The organism is Desulfobulbaceae bacterium DB1 (assembly GCA_001914235.1).
Taxonomy (GTDB): domain Bacteria; phylum Desulfobacterota; class Desulfobulbia; order Desulfobulbales; family SURF-16; genus DB1.
On record MQUF01000005.1, the window covers coordinates 84,958 to 105,921 of the forward strand.

Annotated in this window: 23 protein-coding genes and 1 tRNA gene; 13 read left to right on the forward strand and 11 right to left on the reverse strand. The window is 54.1% G+C overall.

Translation table 11 applies throughout. From position 1 onward, the window contains the following. Nucleotides 1-8: 8 nt before the first annotated feature. On the reverse strand, nt 9-578 hold the full coding sequence (locus BM485_05875) for a hypothetical protein (GenBank protein ID OKY75864.1): 570 nt from the start codon (nt 576-578) through the stop codon (nt 9-11). A gap of 156 nt (nt 579-734) precedes the next feature. Here BM485_05875 and BM485_05880 point away from each other — a divergent pair, with 156 nt between their 5' ends. Then, complete coding sequence (locus BM485_05880) at nt 735-1,487, forward strand: hypothetical protein (GenBank protein ID OKY75865.1); 753 nt, start codon at nt 735-737, stop codon at nt 1,485-1,487. An 83-nt stretch (nt 1,488-1,570) separates the two neighbouring features. Here BM485_05880 and BM485_05885 read toward each other — a convergent pair whose 3' ends face one another. Further along, nucleotides 1,571-1,732, reverse strand: a complete 162-nt coding sequence (locus BM485_05885) for a proteolipid membrane potential modulator (GenBank protein ID OKY75999.1) — start codon at nt 1,730-1,732, stop codon at nt 1,571-1,573. Between the two features lie 287 nt (nt 1,733-2,019). Here BM485_05885 and BM485_05890 point away from each other — a divergent pair, with 287 nt between their 5' ends. The 3 genes from BM485_05890 to BM485_05900 all read left to right on the forward strand — a co-directional run bounded on the left by BM485_05890 (nt 2,020) and on the right by BM485_05900 (nt 4,892). Further along, nucleotides 2,020-2,247: a hypothetical protein gene (locus BM485_05890; protein ID OKY75866.1), complete on the forward strand. Its 228-nt coding sequence runs from the start codon at nt 2,020-2,022 to the stop codon at nt 2,245-2,247. A 224-nt stretch (nt 2,248-2,471) separates the two neighbouring features. Continuing rightward, complete coding sequence (locus BM485_05895) at nt 2,472-3,890, forward strand: hypothetical protein (protein OKY75867.1); 1,419 nt, start codon at nt 2,472-2,474, stop codon at nt 3,888-3,890. A 165-nt stretch (nt 3,891-4,055) separates the two neighbouring features. Next, nucleotides 4,056-4,892 carry an inositol monophosphatase gene (locus BM485_05900; protein ID OKY75868.1) on the forward strand — a complete coding sequence of 279 codons (837 nt, stop codon included), beginning with the start codon at nt 4,056-4,058 and terminating at the stop codon, nt 4,890-4,892. On the opposite strand, the gene BM485_05905 is transcribed toward BM485_05900, so the two are convergent. Continuing rightward, nucleotides 4,882-5,571: a hypothetical protein gene (locus BM485_05905; GenBank protein ID OKY75869.1), complete on the reverse strand. Its 690-nt coding sequence runs from the start codon at nt 5,569-5,571 to the stop codon at nt 4,882-4,884. The two genes, BM485_05900 and BM485_05905, sit on opposite strands and share 11 nt — an antisense overlap. A 399-nt stretch (nt 5,572-5,970) precedes the next feature. Continuing rightward, a complete protein-coding gene (locus BM485_05910; protein OKY75870.1) occupies nt 5,971-6,609 on the reverse strand; it encodes a hypothetical protein in 639 nt (212 codons plus the stop codon). Between the two features lie 270 nt (nt 6,610-6,879). Here BM485_05910 and BM485_05915 point away from each other — a divergent pair, with 270 nt between their 5' ends. Beyond that, nucleotides 6,880-7,623: a permease gene (locus BM485_05915; protein OKY75871.1), complete on the forward strand. Its 744-nt coding sequence runs from the start codon at nt 6,880-6,882 to the stop codon at nt 7,621-7,623. A gap of 127 nt (nt 7,624-7,750) precedes the next feature. On the opposite strand, the gene BM485_05920 is transcribed toward BM485_05915, so the two are convergent. The 4 genes from BM485_05920 to BM485_05935 form a co-directional block, all read right to left on the reverse strand. Continuing rightward, complete coding sequence (locus BM485_05920) at nt 7,751-8,632, reverse strand: hypothetical protein (protein ID OKY75872.1); 882 nt, start codon at nt 8,630-8,632, stop codon at nt 7,751-7,753. Beyond that, a complete protein-coding gene (locus tag BM485_05925) occupies nt 8,629-9,597 on the reverse strand; it encodes a hypothetical protein (protein OKY75873.1) in 969 nt (322 codons plus the stop codon). Before BM485_05925 ends, BM485_05920 begins: the two co-directional genes overlap by 4 nt. Further along, on the reverse strand, nt 9,594-10,193 hold the full coding sequence (locus BM485_05930; protein OKY75874.1) for a hypothetical protein: 600 nt from the start codon (nt 10,191-10,193) through the stop codon (nt 9,594-9,596). The genes BM485_05925 and BM485_05930 overlap by 4 nt, the downstream gene beginning before the upstream one ends. Before the next feature lie 233 nt (nt 10,194-10,426). After that, nucleotides 10,427-11,818, reverse strand: coding sequence for an asparagine--tRNA ligase (locus BM485_05935; GenBank protein ID OKY75875.1), 1,392 nt, complete (start codon nt 11,816-11,818; stop codon nt 10,427-10,429). 193 nt (nt 11,819-12,011) lie between these two features. On the opposite strand from BM485_05935, the gene BM485_05940 reads away from it, so the two are divergent. From BM485_05940 to BM485_05960, 5 genes are all read left to right on the forward strand, one after another. Then, on the forward strand, nt 12,012-12,569 hold the full coding sequence (locus BM485_05940; GenBank protein ID OKY75876.1) for an isochorismatase: 558 nt from the start codon (nt 12,012-12,014) through the stop codon (nt 12,567-12,569). 175 nt (nt 12,570-12,744) lie between these two features. Continuing rightward, on the forward strand, nt 12,745-13,671 hold the full coding sequence (locus tag BM485_05945) for a hypothetical protein (protein OKY75877.1): 927 nt from the start codon (nt 12,745-12,747) through the stop codon (nt 13,669-13,671). Next, entirely contained in the window at nt 13,661-14,464 is an 804-nt protein-coding gene (locus BM485_05950; GenBank protein ID OKY75878.1) for a flagellar motor protein MotA, read from the forward strand. The genes BM485_05945 and BM485_05950 overlap by 11 nt, the downstream gene beginning before the upstream one ends. A gap of 139 nt (nt 14,465-14,603) precedes the next feature. Beyond that, a complete protein-coding gene (locus BM485_05955; GenBank protein OKY75879.1) occupies nt 14,604-15,011 on the forward strand; it encodes a hypothetical protein in 408 nt (135 codons plus the stop codon). A gap of 48 nt (nt 15,012-15,059) precedes the next feature. Then, a complete protein-coding gene (locus tag BM485_05960) occupies nt 15,060-16,625 on the forward strand; it encodes a hypothetical protein (protein OKY75880.1) in 1,566 nt (521 codons plus the stop codon). A gap of 113 nt (nt 16,626-16,738) precedes the next feature. Here the strand turns inward: BM485_05960 and BM485_05965 are convergent. Further along, nucleotides 16,739-16,814: transfer RNA gene (locus tag BM485_05965), tRNA-Cys, on the reverse strand. 167 nt (nt 16,815-16,981) lie between these two features. On the opposite strand from BM485_05965, the gene BM485_05970 reads away from it, so the two are divergent. The 3 genes from BM485_05970 to BM485_05980 are packed head-to-tail and all read left to right on the forward strand — an operon-like array spanning nt 16,982 to nt 19,290. Continuing rightward, complete coding sequence (locus tag BM485_05970; GenBank protein ID OKY76000.1) at nt 16,982-17,713, forward strand: ribonuclease III; 732 nt, start codon at nt 16,982-16,984, stop codon at nt 17,711-17,713. Beyond that, nucleotides 17,703-18,818 (forward strand): hypothetical protein, encoded by a 1,116-nt coding sequence (locus BM485_05975; GenBank protein OKY75881.1) that lies wholly within the window; start codon nt 17,703-17,705, stop codon nt 18,816-18,818. Before BM485_05970 ends, BM485_05975 begins: the two co-directional genes overlap by 11 nt. 31 nt (nt 18,819-18,849) lie before the next feature. Continuing rightward, nucleotides 18,850-19,290: a hypothetical protein gene (locus BM485_05980; protein OKY75882.1), complete on the forward strand. Its 441-nt coding sequence runs from the start codon at nt 18,850-18,852 to the stop codon at nt 19,288-19,290. Here the strand turns inward: BM485_05980 and BM485_05985 are convergent. Next, the gene (locus BM485_05985; GenBank protein OKY75883.1) at nt 19,248-20,213 is read right to left on the reverse strand and encodes a tRNA 5-methoxyuridine(34)/uridine 5-oxyacetic acid(34) synthase CmoB; all 966 of its coding nucleotides are present in this window, start codon (nt 20,211-20,213) and stop codon (nt 19,248-19,250) included. The two genes, BM485_05980 and BM485_05985, sit on opposite strands and share 43 nt — an antisense overlap. 3 nt (nt 20,214-20,216) lie before the next feature. Next, entirely contained in the window at nt 20,217-20,942 is a 726-nt protein-coding gene (locus BM485_05990; protein ID OKY75884.1) for a carboxy-S-adenosyl-L-methionine synthase CmoA, read from the reverse strand. Nucleotides 20,943-20,964: the final 22 nt, after the last annotated feature.

Genomic DNA, 20,964 nt, shown 5'->3' on the forward strand with positions numbered 1-20,964 from the left:
TTTTTCCGTTATTTGACGGAAAGGTATTTGTTATCAATATGGACGACATATTGCGCGTATTTCTTATCGGATGTGAGGATATGATCCAGCAGCCATTTCTTGAGAAATTCTCCGATGCGAGGTAACGACTCCGCTCGGTAGCTGCTCCAGTTTTCCGTGTGCTGGAAAATTTCCTCGGTCAGTTTTTCATGCTCCTTGATGTGTCTGTCCAGCTCGTCGGTCGGATAACGGGCCATGCGCATCAATTTTTCTTCATCCCGAAAATGTTCCTCGGCATATTGGACCAAGCGGTTGAGCAGGGAATATGCGATCTTTTCCCCTTTCCCCGCTGCGAGCGCCTCATTGAAATCATTGACGATCCCCAGGAGCTTCTGGTGCTGGTGGTCGATGTATTGGGAGTTGACGCTGTAGTCGCTTTTCCAGAAAATTTTTGTCACCGGAATCCTCTCTTTTTTTGTTGGAACTGCTGTTTCGATTGTACGTTTTTCTTCCGGTAACGTGAAGTTTAATGTTTCTTGCCGTTGGGAAAAATATTTTCCGTCGGCCGCGACAAATTGCCATATTCCCCCCTGTGGCACTCTGTGGTACTGATTTTGTTATGGCAGTGCGAGACGGGGTGCATATGCTTTCGTGCGGCACCTCGTGTGAAGGTGCCGATGAAGACGTGATGTGGCTGCAGAGTCGTTTGGGTAATTGCCGCCATGGAAAACAGACGGGAAAGAGGAGAAAATGCCATGTGGGGACAAGGGCGGGGGAAAAAGAAGGATGTTGCCGGCAGGGGTGTGGTGGTCGACATGGCCAAGACCGCGGCAGGGGCGGCAATTCTGCCTGTGGGTTCGGTCCGGCCTGCCCTCCGTGTCGGGGCCTTGACCACGCCGCCGCCGATTCCGTGGGGATACAGGAAGTTGGATCCGGCAAAGACGGCACGAATAGCTTACGAAAACTGGTACAAAAAATATTGCTGTTACGCGGTGGCCAGCGCCATTCTCGACCAGTTGCGTGATGAAATCGGTGGACCTTATAATAATCTGCCGGTCGAGGCCTTTGCTTTCGGGCAGGGCGGCATGGCCGGCTGGGGCGCCATGTGTGGAACCCTCACGGGGGCGGGACTTGCCATGAGTTTTGTCGCCGGCAAAGAAGGGGAGGAGATGGTCAACGACCTTATCGTTTGGTACGGAAACGCCGAGCTGCCTGTTTTTCGGCCGGCCACCCCCAAGGCGATTATCTGTCAGGTTAATGCCGCTGGTTCTCCCCTGTGTCATATTTCAGTAGGAAAGTGGATGAAAAAGGAAGAAGTAGGCATGGAAAGCGCCGAGCGCAAAGAAAGGTGCGCCCGGGTGGCGGCGGATGTGGCCTTTCAGGCTGTTATCCTGTTGAATAAGTGGGCGGATGGCGATTATGAAATGAGGCAAGATTCGCGGTCGCAAGCACATGGCATAGCCGGGCGGAGGGGTTGCATGCAATGTGACGGCAGCGGCGTTTCATAACCGATGATATGATTGAAGTTGAATCATTTTAAAAAAAGCTGCGGTGTCTCGCAAGAAACACCGCGGCTTTTTTTTTGTTCCCATTATTTTTTTTTAGCAATCACCCAGACGGCATGCACAATGCCGGGAATATAGCCGAGCAGGGTGAGAATAATATTGATCCAGAAATGTTTGCCGATGCCGACCTGCAGAAAGACACCCACCGGCGGCAGAAGGATGGCGCAGATGATTTTGATAAGTTCCATGCCGTCACCTTGCTTTGTGTATTCTTGGTGGAAGAAAAAAATCAGACGAATTGACTGGGGATATTTTACCGAGGGAGGCAGGAAAAAACAACCACGGAAAAAGCCTGTCGGGACAAACAGGGAAGACATCCGGCAAAGACCGATCAAACGGCCGTTTTTGTAATTTTTGCGGTGCATTTGCGGAGGAACGAAGTGGCAGGTTCATCAGAAACTGGTTATCGCATTCGTCAGAAATTGACGTGCGGGATGAGGCAAGGGTCTCAGGAGAGGGCCTGTCGTGGAAATTCGTGAGGGGCAGTCGGCTTTCAAAGAAATTTTCTCCCGGTGTTTTTTTAGTGAAAAACGTGGCAAATCAGGATGTTACTTTTTGCTTTTGTCTTCTTTTCGTTGTGCAACACCTTGCCTTTCGGCAAGTGCGGCGAAATTTTCAACAGCTGGTAAAGATCTTGCTGTCTTCAAAGATGCTCGTGCCCGGTTTTGCGATCGTTCACCTGAAAACAACAGCTGCCGCATGACATCCGCGGACACCTTTCTCGAAGTGACACTGCATCTGGTTTCCAATTTGTCGGTGGGCGGGGATAGATGCGGGAATAGTGCAGTTCGGAATAGGTGCGGACATGCGGGGAGTGCTTTGGGCAATAGCCGGGGAAATCCGAAAAAAAGGATGGCCTGCCGCAACCGGGTTTTGCAGGCAGGGGGAATGATTTGCGGCTCTTGCCCGGAGTAAATTGAGAATATTATGAAATTGAAAAGTTTATTGAGGAATGTTCAGGCAGGATTGCCCGCGACTACGGATGCTGATTCCTCAATTGGGGTGATCTCTTTCCCTTGGTTGATCCATTTCCGCTGGGTAACCGCGATAAGCCTTTTTTTTCTCGTCAATGTTGCCAGGGAAATTTTCGAGGTTAACTTTTCGCTGGTCCTTGTTGTTTTGTTGGTTTGTCTCCTTGCCGCAAGCAATGCTGTCCTGTTTTACCGATTGAAGCGGGGGCAAATCACTCGCTTCCGGTGTCTTGCCGCCGGTATGATATTTTTTGATGTGGCGTTGCTGACGATTCTTTTTTGCCGCATTTCCTGTGTCCTTAATCCCTTCGTCGTTCTTTATATTATTTATATATTTTTCGGGTCCCTTTTGCTCAAGCCGCGGTGGGCGCTTGTTCTGGTATGTTTTACCCTGACCTGCTATGTGGTTTTTTTTGTTGCCGCCGATCCCATGGTGATGGACGAAAAGGCCTTTGGCAGGCTGCAAAAGGCCGGATTGTTGCCGATGCGGGAGCATATGGCCGCCTTCACTCTTTTTGCCGGGTTTATCAAGGCCGATCTCGTTGCCTATTCAAGGGTGCTTTTCACCGTGCTCTTTGCCGCACTGATCATCATGAGTTTTCTGGTCAGCAAGGTGCGGACGTCCATTGAACGCCAACAGAAAACCATTAATGACCTGGAAAGAATCAAAAGCAGAACGGATAAGCTGGCGGCCCTGGCAACCTTTGCCGCGGGAGCGGCCCACGAATTCTCCACCCCGCTTTCAACCATTGCAGTGGCCTCGGGTGAAATGTTATACAATATGAAGGAACAGGGGGGCAGCAGCCCGGATCTGCTTGCGGACTGTCGGCTTATTCGTGACCAGGTGACCAGGTGCAAAGAGATTTTGTATCAAATGTCGGCCGATGCCGGGGAGCATCTCGGTGAAAATGTGGAAACCTTTGCCGTCAGGGATCTCATCGACAATGTTCTCCGGTCGTTTGCCCCGCAAGTTCAGGAACATCTGGTATTTGCCAATAATGTTGAGGCCATGCAGCTCAGTTTGCCCATTCGCACCCTGGTGCGCACCCTGCGCAATGTTTTGAAGAATGCCATGGACGCCTCGGAGCCGGGAACACCGATATTCCTTGCCTGCAACATGGATCAAAACCACATTTTTTTTAGTGTGCAGGATTACGGCAGCGGCATGGATGAGGAAACCGCACGACGGGCATTGGACCCTTTCTTTACCACCAAGGAACCCGGCAGGGGTATGGGACTCGGGCTTTATCTTGCCCAGAGCATGGTACAGAGGTATGGCGGCGATGTCTTCATCGAAAGTGAACCTGGGATGGGAACCACTGTCACCCTGACGTTTGCCCGGGAGCAGGTTCATGCGGTTCTGGCGGCGAATTAAGATGGATGAACGGATAGAAAGTCTGTTTTTTTTACCGCAGAGCACGCGGAGATCACGGAGAAACGGTTTTTGTAATAATTTGTTAGCGCGGTGGCCTCTGCGGGCTCCGTGGTAAGTTTTTTGTTTTTGTCAAACCATCAATAAAGGCTATTGAGAGTTACGGACATGAAAAGAGTCGAGGCGGTTCGTGCTGAATGCGGGGTGTCGCCGCTGCGGGATATCGTCACGGCAGCGGCCGAGGCGGCACTTGCCGCGGGCGGGATTCTCGCTGATTTGTACCATCAGCCCCATCAGGTTCATTACAAGGGGGAAAGGGATCTGGTGACCGAGGCTGATGTGGCGGCGGAAAAGAGAATTCTTGATATGTTGCGGCAAGGGCAGCCGCAAATCGCCGTTCTTTCCGAAGAGTCATTTGCCTCCTATGGCGACATCCCCCTGGAGCCGGTGTGGGTGATCGATCCGTTGGACGGCACCACCAATTTCGCCCATGGATTTCCCTGGTTTGCGGTTTCCATCGGCTATATGGAAAATGGAAAAACCATGGCAGGCGTGATTTATGCGCCCATGCTTGATGAACTTTTCCTGGCCTGTCGCGGGTTCGGCGCCTGGTTGAACGGCAGGCGGATTGTGGTTTCCCGTTGCACTGAACTGAAAAAATCGCTCCTGGCCACTGGTTTTCCTTATGACCTGGAGCATCGTGCCGTTGAGGTTGTCGGCGCCTTGCAGAAATTGCTGCCCTCCTGCCAGGGGGTGCGGCGTGCCGGGGCGGCGGCCCTTGACCTGGCCTATGTTGCCTGCGGCAGGCTGGAAGGGTTCTGGGAAATAGAGCTGAAACCCTGGGACACGGCAGCCGGGCTCCTGCTGGTGCAGGAGGCCGGAGGCATGGTCACGGATTTCAAAGGCGGAGCATACACCCCTTTTGTCCGGGAGCTTGTCGGCTCAAACGGTCTGCTCCATGACGAACTGGTTGCCCGGCTGGGGCAATTTTCTTCTATGCCCTGATCACTTTTCGGCGCAGGACTCCCGCCAGTCCGGCAAGTCCACTGCCGAAGAGCAGCATGGAAGCCGGTTCGGGCACGGGAGCAGCGTCTTCAAAGCAGCCGCTCAGGTTGGTCCAGTCAACGGTGAATGATCCATCGACGGCGGTAAGTTTGATTGTGAGGTAGTGGTCGTCTTCAAGGTACGACCAGACGTTGATGCGGTTTGCGCCATCGCCGATGAGTTCATCCGAGATGGACACCCCGTCCCAGGTGAAGAAACTCGTGTCGCCATCCACCGGTTCCTTGAAGTTGGCGTCAAGCTCCAGCATGGAATCAAGATCAAAGAGGATGGTTATTTCATCTTCCGCGCCTTGATCCCCCAGAACTCCGGTAAAGTGAAATGTCAGGTAGGCATAGTGGAGAATGTCTTCCGCGTCCATGCTGCCTGTGCCAAGGTAGGATGAGTCTGTGGTGAAATAATCCGCTCCCAGATTATGCACCTCCGAGTCGGCAAGCAGCCAAAGCGCCATCGGGTCATTATTGAGATCAAAGGTCCATGTCGTGGATGAAATGGCGCCGGTTGCGGACAAAGCGACATCCGTGCCGTAAAAATCTTCAAAGTGGATGTGGTCGGCATGGGCCAAGGCAGAGGTGCCAGCCCAGAAAAGAAAGGCGATTGGTAGTGTGTATTTTTTCCTCATCGTTGTTCCTCAATTTTGTGAAACCCGAGCTATTCCCCCAAACAGCCGGTTTCCTCTTCGCTCCCGCGGCTCATCCGAAACATCCGGATGTTCCCTCCCGAAACGCCGCGATGGATAACGGAATAGTTTGCAGATTTAGCGCCAGTGGTTCGGTAAAAATGTTTGTTTTTTGAAAATGTTGTAATACTGGGATGTTATGTCGAATGTAACTGGAGAGGGTAGCAGGGGTTGCTGTTGCTGGAAAGGATAGTCATTCATTGTCCGGGAAAAATTCCGTTTTCCCGGAAAGATGAGTGGGGGGGGAGGACACTGACGAAAAAACGGGAAAACCTTGTGGTTCTCCCGTTTTGAAAAATTCCCAAAAAAGGGGATATAGCGGAGCTTTTTTTGCCCCACCTGTCAGGCTTTTTTAATTTTCCTGCGCGCGGCCCCGGCAAGACCTGCGAGACCGGTGCCGAACAGCAGCATGGTGGCCGGTTCCGGAACGGGGGTGTTTACATAACTTTCGCTTTCATCATCCGGCAGGCCCTGAACATGGAGGCCAATTCGTAAATCGCCACTGTTCAATGCGGCTAAAATTGAGTTAAAACTGGCACCGAAGAAAGCTATCGTCAAGCTATCCTGTGTTCCGCTGCCGGTCCAGTTGTCTATGCCGTCTTTGTCAGAGCCTGGAGAGTCGGCATCGGCATCCCAATCAGATGTAAAAGAAATATCTGTTCCACCTGAAAGATCACCTGGGGATGCGCCCACCGAAAAAACGACCTCGCCTGTCGAGCTAAAGTCAGAAAATGTTAAAGGTGTTGATCCCCAATCAAAATAAATATCCGCGATAAATGAATCAATTGTTCCGGCATTGGTAAACAGAAAATTGGTTGTTCCTGAGCCGGCATCCGTCACATCAACAAATAACTGACCTGACAGGTCATAAGCCGTTGAGTTGTTTTCTAGAACCGTAAACCCATATGGTATCGCTTGGGCGTTTCCTGCAAAGGCTAAAAGCAGTGATGTTGCAAGAGCGCAGAATGTTTTTCTCTTCATTGTTTTGTCCCTTTTTCCCTCGTGTCACTTTATGGAAAGGAAAGCTTTTAGAAAAAAATGATATAAATCTATGTGTATTTGTTAGCAAAATAAGTGCCGATTTTTTTGTTGATGTTCATGTTTTTTTAATTAACAATGATTACCTGTTGTTAACGTAAGAGGCTGAGAGGCGGAAGTGTGAAAAAAGATGGTTTTTAATGATTGTGCAGTCCAGTTTTTTGGAAAAAATCCGGTTTTTCGGAAAAATAATAGCTTGGGGGATTCTTCGGTATGGATTTTGTCGTATTGTTAGGGAATGAATTTTTTTTCATCTTTATCATCTTCCTGGCCGCAGGATTCACCCAGGGCTTGTCCGGCTTCGGTTCCGCCCTGGTGGCCCTGCCGCTGCTCAGCCTTTTTCTTGATATGAAAACCGCGGTGCCGCTCTGCATGCTGAACGGGCTGATCATCACCGCTTATCTTTCCCTGCAGCTGCGCCGCCACGCCGACTGGAAGAAGATCATTCCGCTGCTCATCGGCGGCATGCCGGGCATCTATGTGGGGGCGAGTTTTCTCAAGGAGGCGGACAGCAATCTGATCAAGCTCTTGCTGGGTGTCATGATTATCAGCTATGCCCTTTACAACCTGCTCCTGACCCCTCGGCCGCGTATGGTCAAGCCCTTCTGGGCCTATGCGGCCGGTTTCTTCACCGGGGTGATCGGCAGCGCTTTCAGTGCCGGAGGTCCACCGGTCATCATTTATACGACGCTCACCGGCTGGAGCAAGGACGACATCAAGGCCACCCTGTCCGTTTTTTTCTTCATCACCGGCATTGCCGCGGCCGGCGCCCATGCCGTCAGCGGACTCACCACCATGACGGTGCTCCGTTATCACGCCCTGTCGGCGGCATTCGTCTTGCTGGGGGTGTGGATCGGCTCGCGCTGCTACGGCAGAATCAGACGGGAGAGCTATCTGCGGCTCATGCTGTATCTGCTGGTGGTGATGGGCGGCATGATGATTTTTTCGGCGATATGAGAAGGAGTTGGGATTGGGGATTGCGGATTGGGGATTGCGGATTGCGGGGTGCGGATTATAAACGACTGACAGGATCTATCCCAAATCCCAAACCCGCAATCCCCAATCCGAAATCAGAAATACCCAATCACCTCTGTACCACCGGATATCCCTTGCGGCGCAGCAGATCCACCACGCTGCCCGGTCCCACCAGGTGTCCCGCCCCCACCACCACCAGGGTCACCTGTTCCTGTTTGATCATTTTTTCCAGGGCGGGCAACCAGTTTCTGTTGCGGTCGAGCACCAGGCGTTTGTAAAGCGGCGCATAGCCGGCAAAACTTTGGGCGACCATGCCGGCAAGCATCGCCTCATTGCCGGTCTTCCAGGCCGTTTCCAGGTCATCCGCCATCTCTTTTGACATCTGCAAATCGTCCAGGGTCTGCAGGAGAAAATCCTCCTGTTCCTTTTTTGATTGGCTGTAAAAAAGGCTCAGCTGGAAGTCCACCGATTCCAGGGGGATGATCTTTTTCCCGTCCTTTTGTGCCCTGCGGTAAAAATATTCATCGAGCCCATACTGGGGGAGGAAGCCCAACCGTTCAAGATCGGTGACGGTCAGGGTCAGGGCACAGAGCCAGGGGCGGAGCGGCTGGATTGATTCCGTCTTGATGTTGAGTGAAAGCGTTTTGGCCGTGAGGCGCTGCCAGGTTTCCGGTGAAAGCTGCTGCTGCAGGGTCTGACCAGCCGGCAGTTTGCCGTAGGAAAGAATTTTCTGCTGCATGGGCGGGGTGTCCATTTCGTCCAGGTCCGCCTCAAAAACCACTGCCCCGGATGCGGCGTAAACCTCTTCAATAAAAGGCGGCAGGGGATAGGACTCTTTTTTCAGGACATGGAGGGAGCCGAGCAGATACAGGGTGTGGTCCGCCGCCCGCACCTGCCACAAGCTGTTTTTCGCCTGGCAGGCGCTTGTCCAGAGGAGCAGGGTGATCAGGCCGGACAGGAAAAAAAGTCGGTGCAAGGCGCGGTTTTTCATGAGAAGCCTCCGGTTTGGGGTGGTTGCCAGCAATGGGTGTTGAAGACGGTTCCCATTAATTCACCGTATCCCTCGATGCTGTGGGTTTTCTGGATTTTTTTCAGTAACTTCCCGCCATCGCTGAAAGACCCGGCAAGATAAAGCCAGATGCCTTTCATGTGGCCGAGAATGTGGCCCGGGCCCGACTGTTTTTCGTTGAAATGTGCAAAAAGTGCGTCATGGTAGGCAATAATACGGGCCAGGGGATCATCCGGCAGTGCAATTCCCTTGATCCGGGCCGGGAGAAAGGGGTTGGCCAGGGCGCCGCGACCGATCATCCAGGCCGAGATCCGGGGAAAGCGCTCGGTCAGGCCTTGAAAATCGGCCAGGCAGGTGATGTCGCCGTTATAAACCACCGGATGGCGGCACTGTTCCAGGCAACGGCCAAAGGTGTCGAGATCAACCGTGCCTCGGTACATCTGAGTGCCGGTGCGCGGGTGAATAATCACCTCGCGTAAGGGGTAGCGGTTGAAAACCGGCAGCAGATCGAAAATTTCGTTCGGATCCCTGCGGCCGAGCCGGGTTTTGATGGAAATTGCCGCCGGCAGGCAGTGCACTTTTTCCAGAAAGGCATCGATTTTGTCCGGATAGGGGAGCAGGCCGGAGCCCCGCATCTTGTTTGCCACCATGGGCCAGGGGCAGCCCAGGTTCCAGTTCAGCGTGGTGTAGCCGAGATCGCAAAGGATGCGGGCCACGGAAATAAAGTTGTCCGGATTTTTGGAGAGAATCTGCGGCACCACAGGCAGTGCCTGGTTGTTTTCCGGCAGGAGGTCGCGCAGATGGGTTGGTTTGATTTTGTTGCCCTGGTAGGTGTTGATAAAGGGGGCCACCGCCAGGTCAAAACCTGAGAAAAAACGGGTGAACAGGGTGCGGAAGGGCGCCTCGGTAATGCCCCGCAGGGGAGCGAGAAGAAGGGTCGGGGTCATGGCGTCTGCTGCTGCGGCAAGGCGGCCTGCCGGTCGTATTCGCTGATAATGTCGGCGGTGATGTTGAAACTGCCGTCATGGTAGAATATGCTGCCGGCATTTTTGTTGATGACGTGGGTAAAGCCGTGCTTGCGGGCATAGGCCTCCACCACTGCCCGGATTTCAACAATGACGGCGCTGATGATTGTCTCTTCCGCCTGGTTCATGTTTTCCCGGCCGGATCGGCGCAGATCCTCGTATTTTTGCCGGGCCGCCCGGCCCCGCTGTGACTCGTTGATCACCTGCTGGATATCGATAACCGCGACAAGCTGCCTGGGGCGTACCTGGTCGACCGTTTTTTTTGCAGGCAGTTTGCTTTCTTTCATCGGCACGGGGGCAATGGTTTTTGCCGGGACCGGCGGCAAGGATGGTTCCGGGGGCGGATCTTCGGCCGGGGGCAGATGGATCCAGCCGCTCTGTCCGCTGTTGGGAAGCTCAACCCTGGTCCATTCCCCCACCTGGTAGATGATCCTGACCTTTGTTCCTTTGCGCAGGGCGTTCATGATTGCAAAGGAAGCGCCGGGACCCTTGCGCAGATTGGCGTCCTCGGTGAGCACCAGTTCTTCTTGAGCGGAGATAGTCTCCTGTTCCGCATGGAGAAAGCCGGGCGGGAATATAAATAAAAGGAAGAAAAATACGAGTATCAGTGAGCGCATGGGAGTGAAAAGTAATGTTTGCGATGTATGTGTCATGTTTTTAGCGAGGGAGGAATCGGGAGCCGGAAGAGAGAATCTGGAAGAGCTGCTTTTTCGCTGTTCGTCCGGATTCTGACTTCTGTCTTCCCAGGTTTTTACAATGCCGCCGACCCCGGGGTGCGGGGAAAGGCGATGACGTCGCGGATGTTGCTCATGCCGGTGACGAACTGCACGAGCCGCTCGAAGCCAAGTCCGAAACCGGCATGGGGCACCGTGCCGTAGCGGCGGAGATCAAGATACCACTGGTAGTTGCCGGGATCGACGCCGCTCGCTTCCATGCGCTGCAATAGCCGGTCGAAGCGCTCTTCGCGCTGGCTGCCGCCGATGATCTCGCCGATGCCGGGAAAAAGGATGTCCATGGCGGCAACGGTTCTGTTGTCGTCGTTTTCCCGCATGTAAAACGGTTTAATGGTTTTCGGGTAATCAATGACGATAACCGGCCTTTGGAAGAGTTTTTCCGCCAGGTAGCGTTCATGTTCCGATTGCAGGTCAACGCCCCAGCGCACCGGAAAGGAGAAGGTCTCGCCGGATTTTTCCAGGGCGTGGACCGCGTCGGTGTAGGTGATGCGGCTAAAGTCGTTTTTGAGCACAGCATCAAGGCGGTTGTTCAGATCCTTGTCGACAAAGCGGGCAAAGAGATCAAGGTCATCGGCGCAGTTTTCCCGGCAGTCCCGGATGAGAAATTTCAGCATCTGCTCGGCCAGATCCATGTCGCCGTGCAGGTCGCAGAAGGCCATTTCCGGTTCCACCATCCAGAATTCGGCGAGATGACGGCTGGTGTTGGAGTTTTCCGCGCGAAAGGTGGGGCCGAAGGTATAGACATTGCCGAGCGCCAGGGCATAGGCCTCCGCCTCAAGCTGGCCGCTTACCGTCAGGCCGGCGGGCCGGCCGAAAAAATCCCGGCTGTAATCAACCGCACTGCCGCTTCGGGCCAGGGTGTCCAGGTCAAGGGCGGTGACGGTGAACATCTCGCCCGCCCCTTCGCAGTCACTGGTGGTGATGACCGGGGTATGGATCTGGAAAAAGCCGCGTTCCTGGAAAAAATGGTGAATGGCCCAGGACAGCCTGCTGCGGACCCGGGCAACGGCTCCCAGGCTGTTGGTGCGGCCGCGCAGGTGGGCGATGGAACGCAGGAATTCGAAGCTGTGGCGTTTTTTCTGGAGTGGATAGTCCTCCGGCGGCGCCCAGCCGAGCACCGTTATCTCCCCGGCATGCAGTTCGATTTCCTGCCCCTTGGCGGGCGATGGGACCAGTTCACCCCGCGCCCTGATGGAGCAGCCGGTGGTAAGCCGGGCAATATCGGTGCCGTAGTTGGCCAGGGAGTCGGCTGCCAGCACCTGGAGTCCGGCCAGGCATGAGCCGTCCGTCACGTCGAGAAATGAGAGGCCTTTGGAGTCCCGGCGAGATTTTATCCAGCCCTGCACCGTGATTTCACGGTTGACCGGTTTTTCAGCAAGCAGTGTTTTGATGCGGTAGGTGGTTTCCATTTTTTGCAATACCAAGATTTTCCATGTAAACTAAGCCGGTGTAAAAAATATCTGGAACATTACGGGAGTGTGAGCGGCATAAAGGGCCGTGTCCGGAATTGCCGGAGATGCAATGGGTTTTCGCAACGGACCTTGCCTGGCTTTGTCTCCCTACTTTACTCATTTTTGATGGTTTTTCACAGGAGAATAGCAAATGGAGAAGTTGAAAAGACTTGCGCCCGAGCGCACCGGCCTGCTTGTTGTTGATATTCAGGAGAGAATGATGCGGGTGATTCCCGCCAAAGACGAGGTGGTGAGAAACAGCGTCCTCTTGCTGAAGGCTGCGCATATCATGAAAATGCCGGTTATCGCCACCACCCAGTATGCCGCCCGCATCGGTGAGCTGCTGCCGGAGATCACGGCGGAAACCGGCGGAATTGAGCCGCTCGACAAGCTTGAGTTCGGTTGTTTCGGCAATGAGACGATTCGTGAGCGGATCAGGGCCCATGCGCAGATTGACACATGGATCGCCTGCGGGGTGGAAACCCATATCTGCATGTACCAGACAGTGCTGGGTGGCCTGCGGGATGGATACACCATGTGGATTGCCGCGGACGCGGTGAATTCGCGGACCGAAAAAAACTACCTGACCGGACTTGAGCGGATCAGGCAAATCGGCGGGGTGGTGGGCAATACGGAAATGATTATTTACGAACTGCTCGGCAAGGCCGGTACCCCGGCATTTAAGGAAATTCTGCCGTTTATCAAGTAATTGTGATGGACAAACTCGTAAGTGTCTTTTTTTGCGTTTACTTCAATTAATGCGCTGCGGGAAATCTTTGCCCTTCTGTTATTCTTGCCTTTTTTTCGGATCGGGAAAATTTTATTTGAGAAAAGCAAATGATTTCCGATAGGTGAGGTTGAAACCACACATTTATGGAAAATCAATGGCAGACATCGGCAAAACAGTCTCCCCTGAGCAATCGTCAATCAAGCGGCAGCAGGCCGCTGCCGTTGACACGGCCGGGGGCGGGCAGGGGGCGGCGGCAAAGTCCCCACGACGGAAAAGGTCGAAAAGGGCGGCGCGGAGAATTCCGGTTTTTTCCCGGGAAGTAAGCTGGGAAAGCGGTATGCGGGTCTATGATGAACAGTCGTTTGAGCGGCTGCGCATGCCCCGTTCCCCCCACTGGTCGGTTGTCTGGTCCGACCTGATGATGACCATGTTCATCCTCTTTGCCGTCCTTTACATTTATCAATCCGCCCACAAGGAGATTCTCCTGGGTGAAGGTCAAGGATTTGATTTCGGGGCAAACGTCGGTTCGGGTGTCATGGGCACGGGAGGCGGCGGCAGTATTGATCCCTTTGGCCGGGGTGGTGACGACGGTCTGACCCGGATCTATGATGTCAGCCGAAAAGCGCTGACCGAGGAGAATCTCGGGGAGTTTGCCAGGGTGGATCTGGCACCGGACAGGACGGTGCGGATCATCCTCACCGGCGACCTGCTTTTTGACAGCGGCAGTGCCGAGATCAGGACCGACGCCTTTGACTCCCTCGACAAGATTGTTCCCCTGGTGGCCCAGACCCCTTACCTGATCAATGTAATCGGCCATACCGATGACATGCCGATTCATACCCCCCTGTTTCCCTCGAATTGGGAGCTTTCCTTGAGCCGGGCAAGCAGGGTTGCCCGTTTTCTCATGGAAAAAACCGGCATTGGCCAGGAGAGGTTTTCCGTAACCGGCCATGCTTCATTTGCGCCGATTGCACCCAATGACAATCCGGTGAACCGGGCGGCCAACCGGCGGGTGGAAATCGTCTTGAGTCGCGAGAAGCCGGGCACGGCGGGAATTGCGGGACAGGTTGATGAAAAATAAGAATATCATCGGCCTCATCTGTTGTGTTTTTGTTTTTCTGTCCGGGTTTCTCTTCCACGGCAACCTGGCCCTTTATTTCAATCTATCCGGCGCCCTGGTGGTTTTGGGCGGCACATTCGGTGCCACCCTGCTGACATATCGCCTGGAAAGGCTGAGGATTGTGTATAAGGTTCTCCTGTCTTCCTACACGGCCCGAAGCAAAACACCGGAAGATATCGTCGAAATTCTGGTCGATCTGTCGGTGAAATCGAAATTCAAGGGCATTCTCTCCTTGCAGGAGGATGAGGAGGAAACCACTCTCCTTTTTCTGCGGCGCGCCCTGGGGCTCCTGGTTGACGGCTATCAAGGCAAGGTGATCCGGGATATCCTGAACACGGAAATGTATTTTTTCAAACTGCGCCGGGAAGACTGCGAACGGGTGATTCGTACCATGGCAGAGCTGTTTCCCTCTTTCGGACTGGTGGGCAGCGTGGTGGGTTTGATCAGCATGCTGGCCGGAGTCGGCGACAGCAAGGTTATCATGGCCACCGTGCCCATTGCCCTTACCTCCACCCTCTATGGGGTGGTGCTCGCCAATTTTTTCTGCGTGCCCTTTGCCGGCAATCTCCGGGAGCGAACCGATCATGAACTGCTGCTGCAAAAGATCATCATGGAAGGAGTGATCGCCATTGAAAGTGAAATGGACCCCCGCAGTCTGGAGAGGAAACTGCATTCGTTTGTCACTCCTTCATCCCGCAATGTGCAGCTTGTTTCCTTGAAAAGGATCCAGGATCGCTTCAATATTCGCTCATAATTACATTCACTTCATGAGCAATATCAATATGTTATTTGGTTTCGCCGGCTCGGCTGTTTTGCCTTTGACCGGGCGGGGCGCGGTCCCGGTAAGAAATTTATCGGTAATTGCTTGATTTTTTAAATGAAATTTTCGTAACATGATGATGACTGTCTCTCTGGAAATGAAAGCTGGAGGATATGTGGACGAGCATGCTGCGGTTGCCGAACGGCGCAAATACGACAGGCTGGAAAAGGAGATTATTTTCCGCTACACCGTTTTTGAGGATCTGGTCAATGCGAGGCTTGATGAGCAGGGACTGATTCTAGATATCGGCGGGGGCGGCATCCGTTTTCTTTCCTCGCGCCAATGGAACAAGGGTGAACAGCTGCTGATGCAGCTTGATTTCAGCGGCTGGCGGATTGACGGCGATGAATGTGTCGCAACATTCGCCGCCGAAGACCGCGGCCGCATGCTGGCGGTCGGCATCGTCATGTGGGCGGCCGAAACGGTTCATGAGGACCAGTTTGAGATCGGCGCCAGGTTTACGGCCAGGGTGCAGCGGTAATTTTACATTTCTTGGGTGAGTCAATCATGGGGTCAAGGATACGAGAAAATGGCGACGAGCAATAAACCGGAAATCTACCTTGAAATTGGCGCCGGGTTTTTCAGAATTCCCACTGCCGAGGCAAATTTCAATATCACCGTCCTGAGCAGCCCGGAAACCTCCGTTACCCGGGTTGTTGAAAAGATTGTTGAAAAGGAAAAAGAACGGGATGCCGGTTTTACGAAAACGGCCATGGAGGCGGTTTCCCAGGGGCTGGCTTCCGGCGGCGGCGAGGATTTCTACCGGGAAATATCAAGCGATATCTACCACGATATCGGCAAACTTGCCAAGAGCCTGAGTTCCACCCTCATGGATATCCCGGCGGAAGACCGTTTGAAGAAGCGCGTCGAGCTTGATGAGGCGGGCGACAAGATCGAAGACGCCAAGAACCAGCTCAAGGATGTGGTGGAAATGACCGAAAGGGCGGCCATGAAGATCATGGACAAGGTTGAGGATGTCCAAAGCCGCACCAATGATGTCAAGGAACTGCTGTTTTCCCTGCGGGATCATCCCGCCTTTGTTATTGACTCGTTGGGGGAGCCGGACGGCGCTGGTGACGAACCATGTTCGATTGGTTCGGATATTGAAGCGCTGCAGGCACGGATCGGTCAGGCCCTTGATCTGGTTGCCGGCATGAAGAGCACCGGCGGAGAGATGCCCCTTCCTCCACCCGAGGCAAAAAAAGAAAAGAAAATCCGCTACCTGTTTGATCTTGATGTGATCTTTCAGACCTTGTACGAGCTCTGTACCAATGAGACCGTCAAGGAGCATATCACCGGCGCCCGGCAGAAGGCGGGGGAGATCTTTGCCCTCGATACCTTCCATGACATAATCTCCGTCAAGGCGGCGAAATACCAGGCGGACAGTGATAATTTTTACACGGTCCCCATGTCTGATGTGTTCTTGGCGCTTTTCAAGGCATGCAAGGACAAAGGGGTCGCCAATCTGCTGAAAAAGATGGATGCCGGCCAGAGCTCGATTTTTCTCGATCAGACGATCCCCCTTGAGGTGCCTCCCACTGAGGAGATCGAGGTTGAGGTGGAAGCCGGTCGGCAGGAACCGCCTGCATCTTCCCCTTCGCCTGCGCCTGATCCCCGCCTGGATGAAATGGAGGAGCTGCTGGCAAAATCCCTGGAGCAGCTGCTGGCATTGCCGGACAAGGCCCGGGGCGGGCAGATGCGTCCAGGTTCAGGTTGCAGCTCCATGACCCTGGAAGATCAGAAGGAAATATTTCAGCGCATAGAAGATGCCTTCGCCATAGCCGCCACCATCAGCGGCGATGTCTCCAAGATTACCGAGGCGCTCAGTTTTCAGGATCTTTCCGGTCAGCAGATCATGAAGATTATCAAGCTGCTCAGCGATTTCCAAGTGCAGTTGCTGGCCTTGGTGGTATCCTTCGGTTCCCAATTGAAACACAAGGAAAAGAACAGGAATATCACGCTGGAAGAGAGCAAAAAGCTTGCCCAGGGCGATGTGGACAATTATATTAACCGCCTGGCAGGCAGCGGAGACGAGGTGAGCGGCGTGCTGGATCAGGATACCGTCAACAGGATGTTGGAAGAAATGGGATTTTAGACAGTGTCTGCGGGTGCATCGTAACGAAAATCCGGCTAAAGAGCCGGATTTTTTATTGGACTATGATAAAAGGACAAAAAAAAAAGACAGCACGAATGCTGCCTTGAAAAGAATGGAGGCGGCGAGCGGATTTGAACCGCTGAATAATGGTTTTGCAGACCACTGCCTTAGCCACTTGGCTACGCCGCCTTTCTTTGTAGCGTTGAGCACCCGATAATAAACAGAGAACATTTTTTTGACAAGTAAAATGTGATCGATTCGTAAAAAGTTATAAGGCGGAGGCGGAAGGAAACAGGGTGCGGGCTGAATGTCTCAACATCTGTTTCCTGCCGCCTTTCTCCCGGTTTTTGGAAAACATGACAACTCTTGAAGCATTACTGAAAAGAAATAAGAACCAGCTTGAACAGTTTGAAGAGCGGTTGACCTATCGTTTCAAGGATGCTGCTTTGCTGCAGCGCGCCTTTGTCCACAGCTCCTATGCCTTTGAACAGGGGCAGGATCTGCCCTGCGATAACGAAACCCTTGAGTTTCTCGGCGATGCGGTGCTGGATCTGGCCGTGGGCTATGGGTTGATTCGCCATTATCCCGCCATGAAAGAGGGGGAGTTGACCCGGCTGCGAGCCGCACTTGTTCAGGAAAGCCATCTGGCCGAAATGGCCAGATCCCTGGCAATGGGAGACCATCTGCTGCTTGGCAAAGGGGAAAACGCCTCGCGGGGCAGGGAAAAACCCTCCATTCTTTCATCCGCCCTTGAAGCGGTGATGGGCGCTGTTTTCCTTGACGGCGGCTATGATGCGTCCATGGAGGTGGTGGAAAAACTTTTTGTTCCCTGTTTTCAAGGAAAGAAGGGGGACATGTATCTGGCGGATTCCAAGAGCAGGCTGCAGGAGATGATCCAGGCCACATATAATGAAGGTCCGGTTTATGTGCTGGAAAAGGCGGAGGGGCCCGACCATGCCAAGCTTTTTCATGTCTCGGTCCGCTTTCAGGAAAGGGTTCTGGCCACGGGATCCGCCCGCAGCAAAAAGGAGGCCGAGCAGTTGGCCGCGGCAGAGGCGGTCAGAAATTTTGACACCCTTGGTCTGTGATTCATTGCTGAAAGGGAAATGCCGGGTGCGGAAAAAAGAAGACAAAGAAGCAAGGGGATCAAGCGGAACTCAGATCCTGACCCCCTATGTCGTTCCATTTTTTATTTCCCATCAGGGGTGCCCGCATCAGTGCCTGTTCTGTAACCAGCATGCCATAACCGGGGGGGCCGGTCAGGTCGGGCTGAATGGAGCGCAGGTTGCGGCCGGCATCAGCCGCATTCTTGCGCGACCCCGGGATAGGCGGCGGCCGGTGCAGGTCGCTTTTTACGGAGGCAGCTTTACCGGCCTTGAGCGGGGTCGGCAGGCGGAGTTGCTGGACGCGGTGCGACCCTTTCGGCAAAGCGGCGCGGTGGATTTCATCAGGCTTTCCACCCGGCCGGATTACGTTGATGAGGGGACAGCCTTTTTTTTAAAGGAGCGGGGCGTCGGGCTGGTGGAGCTCGGCATTCAGTCGTTTGATCCCCTTGTCTTGGAGAAATGCCGGCGCGGTCACGGCACGGATCATGTTGTTGCGGCCTTTCACCATCTGCGCCGGGCCGGGATTGGGGTGGGCGGCCAGCTCATGGTGGGGCTGCCCGGGGAACGAACCGGCCGGGTGCTTGCCGGGGCGCGTCTTCTGGCAGCTTTGCGGCCCGACCTGGTGCGTCTTTATCCAACCCTGGTGTTGCAGGGCAGTCCCTTGGCCGCACTGCATGGCAGCGGGCAATTTCGTCCCCTGTCAGTGTCCCGGGCGGTTGTGCTCTGCGGCCGCATGAAAGAAATTTTTGATCAGGCGGGTATTCCGGTCATCCGCATGGGGTTGCAACCGACTCAGTCACTGGAAAGGGAGCTGCTGGCCGGACCCTATCATCCGGCATTCGGTGAGCTGGTGCTGGCCCGCATCTATTTCAAACGACTGCGCCAGCGTCTTGCCGTCTTGCAAAAGGAAAGGGGCGACGTTACAATAAGGCTTCTGCTGTCTGAGTCCGACCGCTCCTTGCTCTACGGCAGAAAGCGCTATTATCTTGACCGCCTGAATGGGCTGCGGCTCCTGCAGGGCGTTGAAATGGTTTTTGTCCCCGGAAAAACCCGGATGGCAATAGAGCAGGAGATGCGTTTGCCCTGAGCAGTCATCTTCCCCCAAGCAGGAAAAAAACATGAACCCCTTGACCCGCATCGCTGAAAGAAGGATCAGCCAGGCCATTGAGGATGGCTCGCTTTCCTTTGAGAAATGGAAAAACAAGCCCTTGCCCGAGGATGACGATCCGCTGGTGCCGGATGACCTGAAAATGGCCTATAAGATCTTAAAAAACGCCGGGTATCTGCCGCCGGAAATCGAGATGAAAAAGGAGATCCGGCAGATGGAGGAGCTCATTGCCGCAACCGAGGACGAGCATGTGCGGCTCAGGCAGATGAAAAAGCTCAATCTGCTGCTCATCAAGATGGACGCCATGCGCAAGGGCGCGAGCAATATCGCCGCTCAAGACGACTACTACCGCAAAATCGTCGAGCGTATTTCCGTCAAAAGCGGCAAAAACGAGCGCCAGCAAACGTGTCAGGCGACGGCCTTGAGGAAGACCCTGAGCGGCGCCGGATAGCCTTCCACGGTAAGCATGGGGTTGTTCGGGTCGATAAAATCATCAAAGGACTCAAAGGTCATCCAGTCGGTCCGCCGCTGTTCCTCCCTGCTCATGGGATGGCTGCAGAAAATTTCCACATCCTGAAAACCTGTCCGGGTCAGCCAGTTTTTCACGCAGGCCGCGGTGGGCACGAAATAGGTTCCCGGCACCTTGGCGTAACGTTCGGCCGGAAACAGCGCCACCGGGTCATCACCCGGGATGGCCTGTGATTCGAGGATGAGCGTGCCCCCCGGTTTCATGCTTTTCCATACATCCTTGAGCATCTCCACCGGCGAGATCCGGTGGTAGATGACCCCCATGAGAAAGACCACGTCAAAACTCTCGGTGAAAAGCGGCATATGTTCGACGCCGAGCAGTTCGAGATGGAGGTTGGTGAGCCCCGCGAAGCTGTTTACGGTGCGGAAGGTGAAGTAGTGGTGGTGGTAGGGTTCAAAGCCGATGACCGCAAGCGGTTTGTGATGGGCCATGCGGAACATGTAATAGCCGTTGTTGCAACCGACGTCGGCGATGATTTTGCCGCTCAGATCCGGCAGCACGGACTGTAGTCTGTCCCATTTGCGGAAGCTTTGCCATTCCGCGTCAATATCAATACCGAAAACCTGGAAAGGCCCTTTGCGCCAGGGCATGAAACCCCGCAGCACCTGATAGACCCGTTGCCGTTCCTCGGGGGTGATGTCTTGTTCCACGCCGATGCGCACGACATCCCCGTCCAGATCGAGGGAAGAGGCCCGCAATCCGCGGACCGATTCGCAGGCGGTGCGATAGGAAAGGAATCCTTTTTTGCGGCTCGCGAGCTTTTTGTGGTTTTCCCGCCGCAGGGCGAGAATTTCTTCCCGGGCTGCCCGCGGCATGAGGTGGAGATATTCCTGGTCGGTTTCCATCCGTCAGTCCTTCAGGGCAATGTAGGAGGCGAAATTAAACCACTGGAAAAAGGGTTCCACATGGGGAAATCCGGCATCACGCATGAGCTGCAGGTTTTCCCCGGTGGAAAAGGGGATCAGCACGTTTTCCAGGGCCTCCCGCTTTCTGGCGATTTCCGTTTCCGTGTAGCCCCGGCTTTTTTTGAAGTCATGATAGAAGTCGATGAAGGCGCGGTTGAGCAAGGGGTCATGGGAGATGATCTTTTCGCTGATGATGACCACCCCGCCCGGCAGAAGCGCGTGATAAAGCCGGCTGAGGAATTTTTTTCTGATGATGGGCCGGATGAACTGCAGGGTGTAGTTGACGATAAAGGCCCGGCAAGGGGGCAAATCGATCTCGGCAATATCGCCGTGGATAAAGTGCACCCGGTCGGTGCGGGACAGCATCCTGGCCTTGAGCTCGGCCTTGTCGATCATGGGGGCGGAGTTGTCGATGCCGACAAAGTTCAGGTCAAAGGAGGCAAGCAACCGGGAAAGTTCCATCAGGGTGGTGCCGGTGGAACAGCCGAGATCGCAGATCGTTTCCCCCTGGTTGACGAATCTGGCCAGCAGCGCGGCAACCATGTCGATGACCTGGCGGTAACAGGGAACCGAGCGCTGCAGCATATCGTCAAAAACATCGGCCACCCCGGCATTGAAGGTGAAATCGGCTGAAGGGGTGATGTTCTGGTAAATGGTATCTTTTGTCATGATATTTCTGTTTTGCCTGTTA

Coding starts and splice junctions, on each gene's coding strand:
- BM485_05880 (OKY75865.1), top strand. CDS start 735: ATGTGGGGACAAGGGCGGGGGAAAAAGAAGGATGTTGCCGGCAGGGGT.
- BM485_05885 (OKY75999.1), bottom strand. CDS start 1,732: ATGGAACTTATCAAAATCATCTGCGCCATCCTTCTGCCGCCGGTGGGT.
- BM485_05895 (OKY75867.1), top strand. CDS start 2,472: ATGAAATTGAAAAGTTTATTGAGGAATGTTCAGGCAGGATTGCCCGCG.
- BM485_05900 (OKY75868.1), top strand. CDS start 4,056: ATGAAAAGAGTCGAGGCGGTTCGTGCTGAATGCGGGGTGTCGCCGCTG.
- BM485_05905 (OKY75869.1), bottom strand. CDS start 5,571: ATGAGGAAAAAATACACACTACCAATCGCCTTTCTTTTCTGGGCTGGC.
- BM485_05910 (OKY75870.1), bottom strand. CDS start 6,609: ATGAAGAGAAAAACATTCTGCGCTCTTGCAACATCACTGCTTTTAGCC.
- BM485_05915 (OKY75871.1), top strand. CDS start 6,880: ATGGATTTTGTCGTATTGTTAGGGAATGAATTTTTTTTCATCTTTATC.
- BM485_05920 (OKY75872.1), bottom strand. CDS start 8,632: ATGAAAAACCGCGCCTTGCACCGACTTTTTTTCCTGTCCGGCCTGATC.
- BM485_05925 (OKY75873.1), bottom strand. CDS start 9,597: ATGACCCCGACCCTTCTTCTCGCTCCCCTGCGGGGCATTACCGAGGCG.
- BM485_05935 (OKY75875.1), bottom strand. CDS start 11,818: ATGGAAACCACCTACCGCATCAAAACACTGCTTGCTGAAAAACCGGTC.
- BM485_05940 (OKY75876.1), top strand. CDS start 12,012: ATGGAGAAGTTGAAAAGACTTGCGCCCGAGCGCACCGGCCTGCTTGTT.
- BM485_05945 (OKY75877.1), top strand. CDS start 12,745: ATGGCAGACATCGGCAAAACAGTCTCCCCTGAGCAATCGTCAATCAAG.
- BM485_05950 (OKY75878.1), top strand. CDS start 13,661: ATGAAAAATAAGAATATCATCGGCCTCATCTGTTGTGTTTTTGTTTTT.
- BM485_05955 (OKY75879.1), top strand. CDS start 14,604: ATGATGATGACTGTCTCTCTGGAAATGAAAGCTGGAGGATATGTGGAC.
- BM485_05960 (OKY75880.1), top strand. CDS start 15,060: ATGGCGACGAGCAATAAACCGGAAATCTACCTTGAAATTGGCGCCGGG.
- BM485_05970 (OKY76000.1), top strand. CDS start 16,982: ATGACAACTCTTGAAGCATTACTGAAAAGAAATAAGAACCAGCTTGAA.
- BM485_05980 (OKY75882.1), top strand. CDS start 18,850: ATGAACCCCTTGACCCGCATCGCTGAAAGAAGGATCAGCCAGGCCATT.
- BM485_05985 (OKY75883.1), bottom strand. CDS start 20,213: ATGGAAACCGACCAGGAATATCTCCACCTCATGCCGCGGGCAGCCCGG.
- BM485_05990 (OKY75884.1), bottom strand. CDS start 20,942: ATGACAAAAGATACCATTTACCAGAACATCACCCCTTCAGCCGATTTC.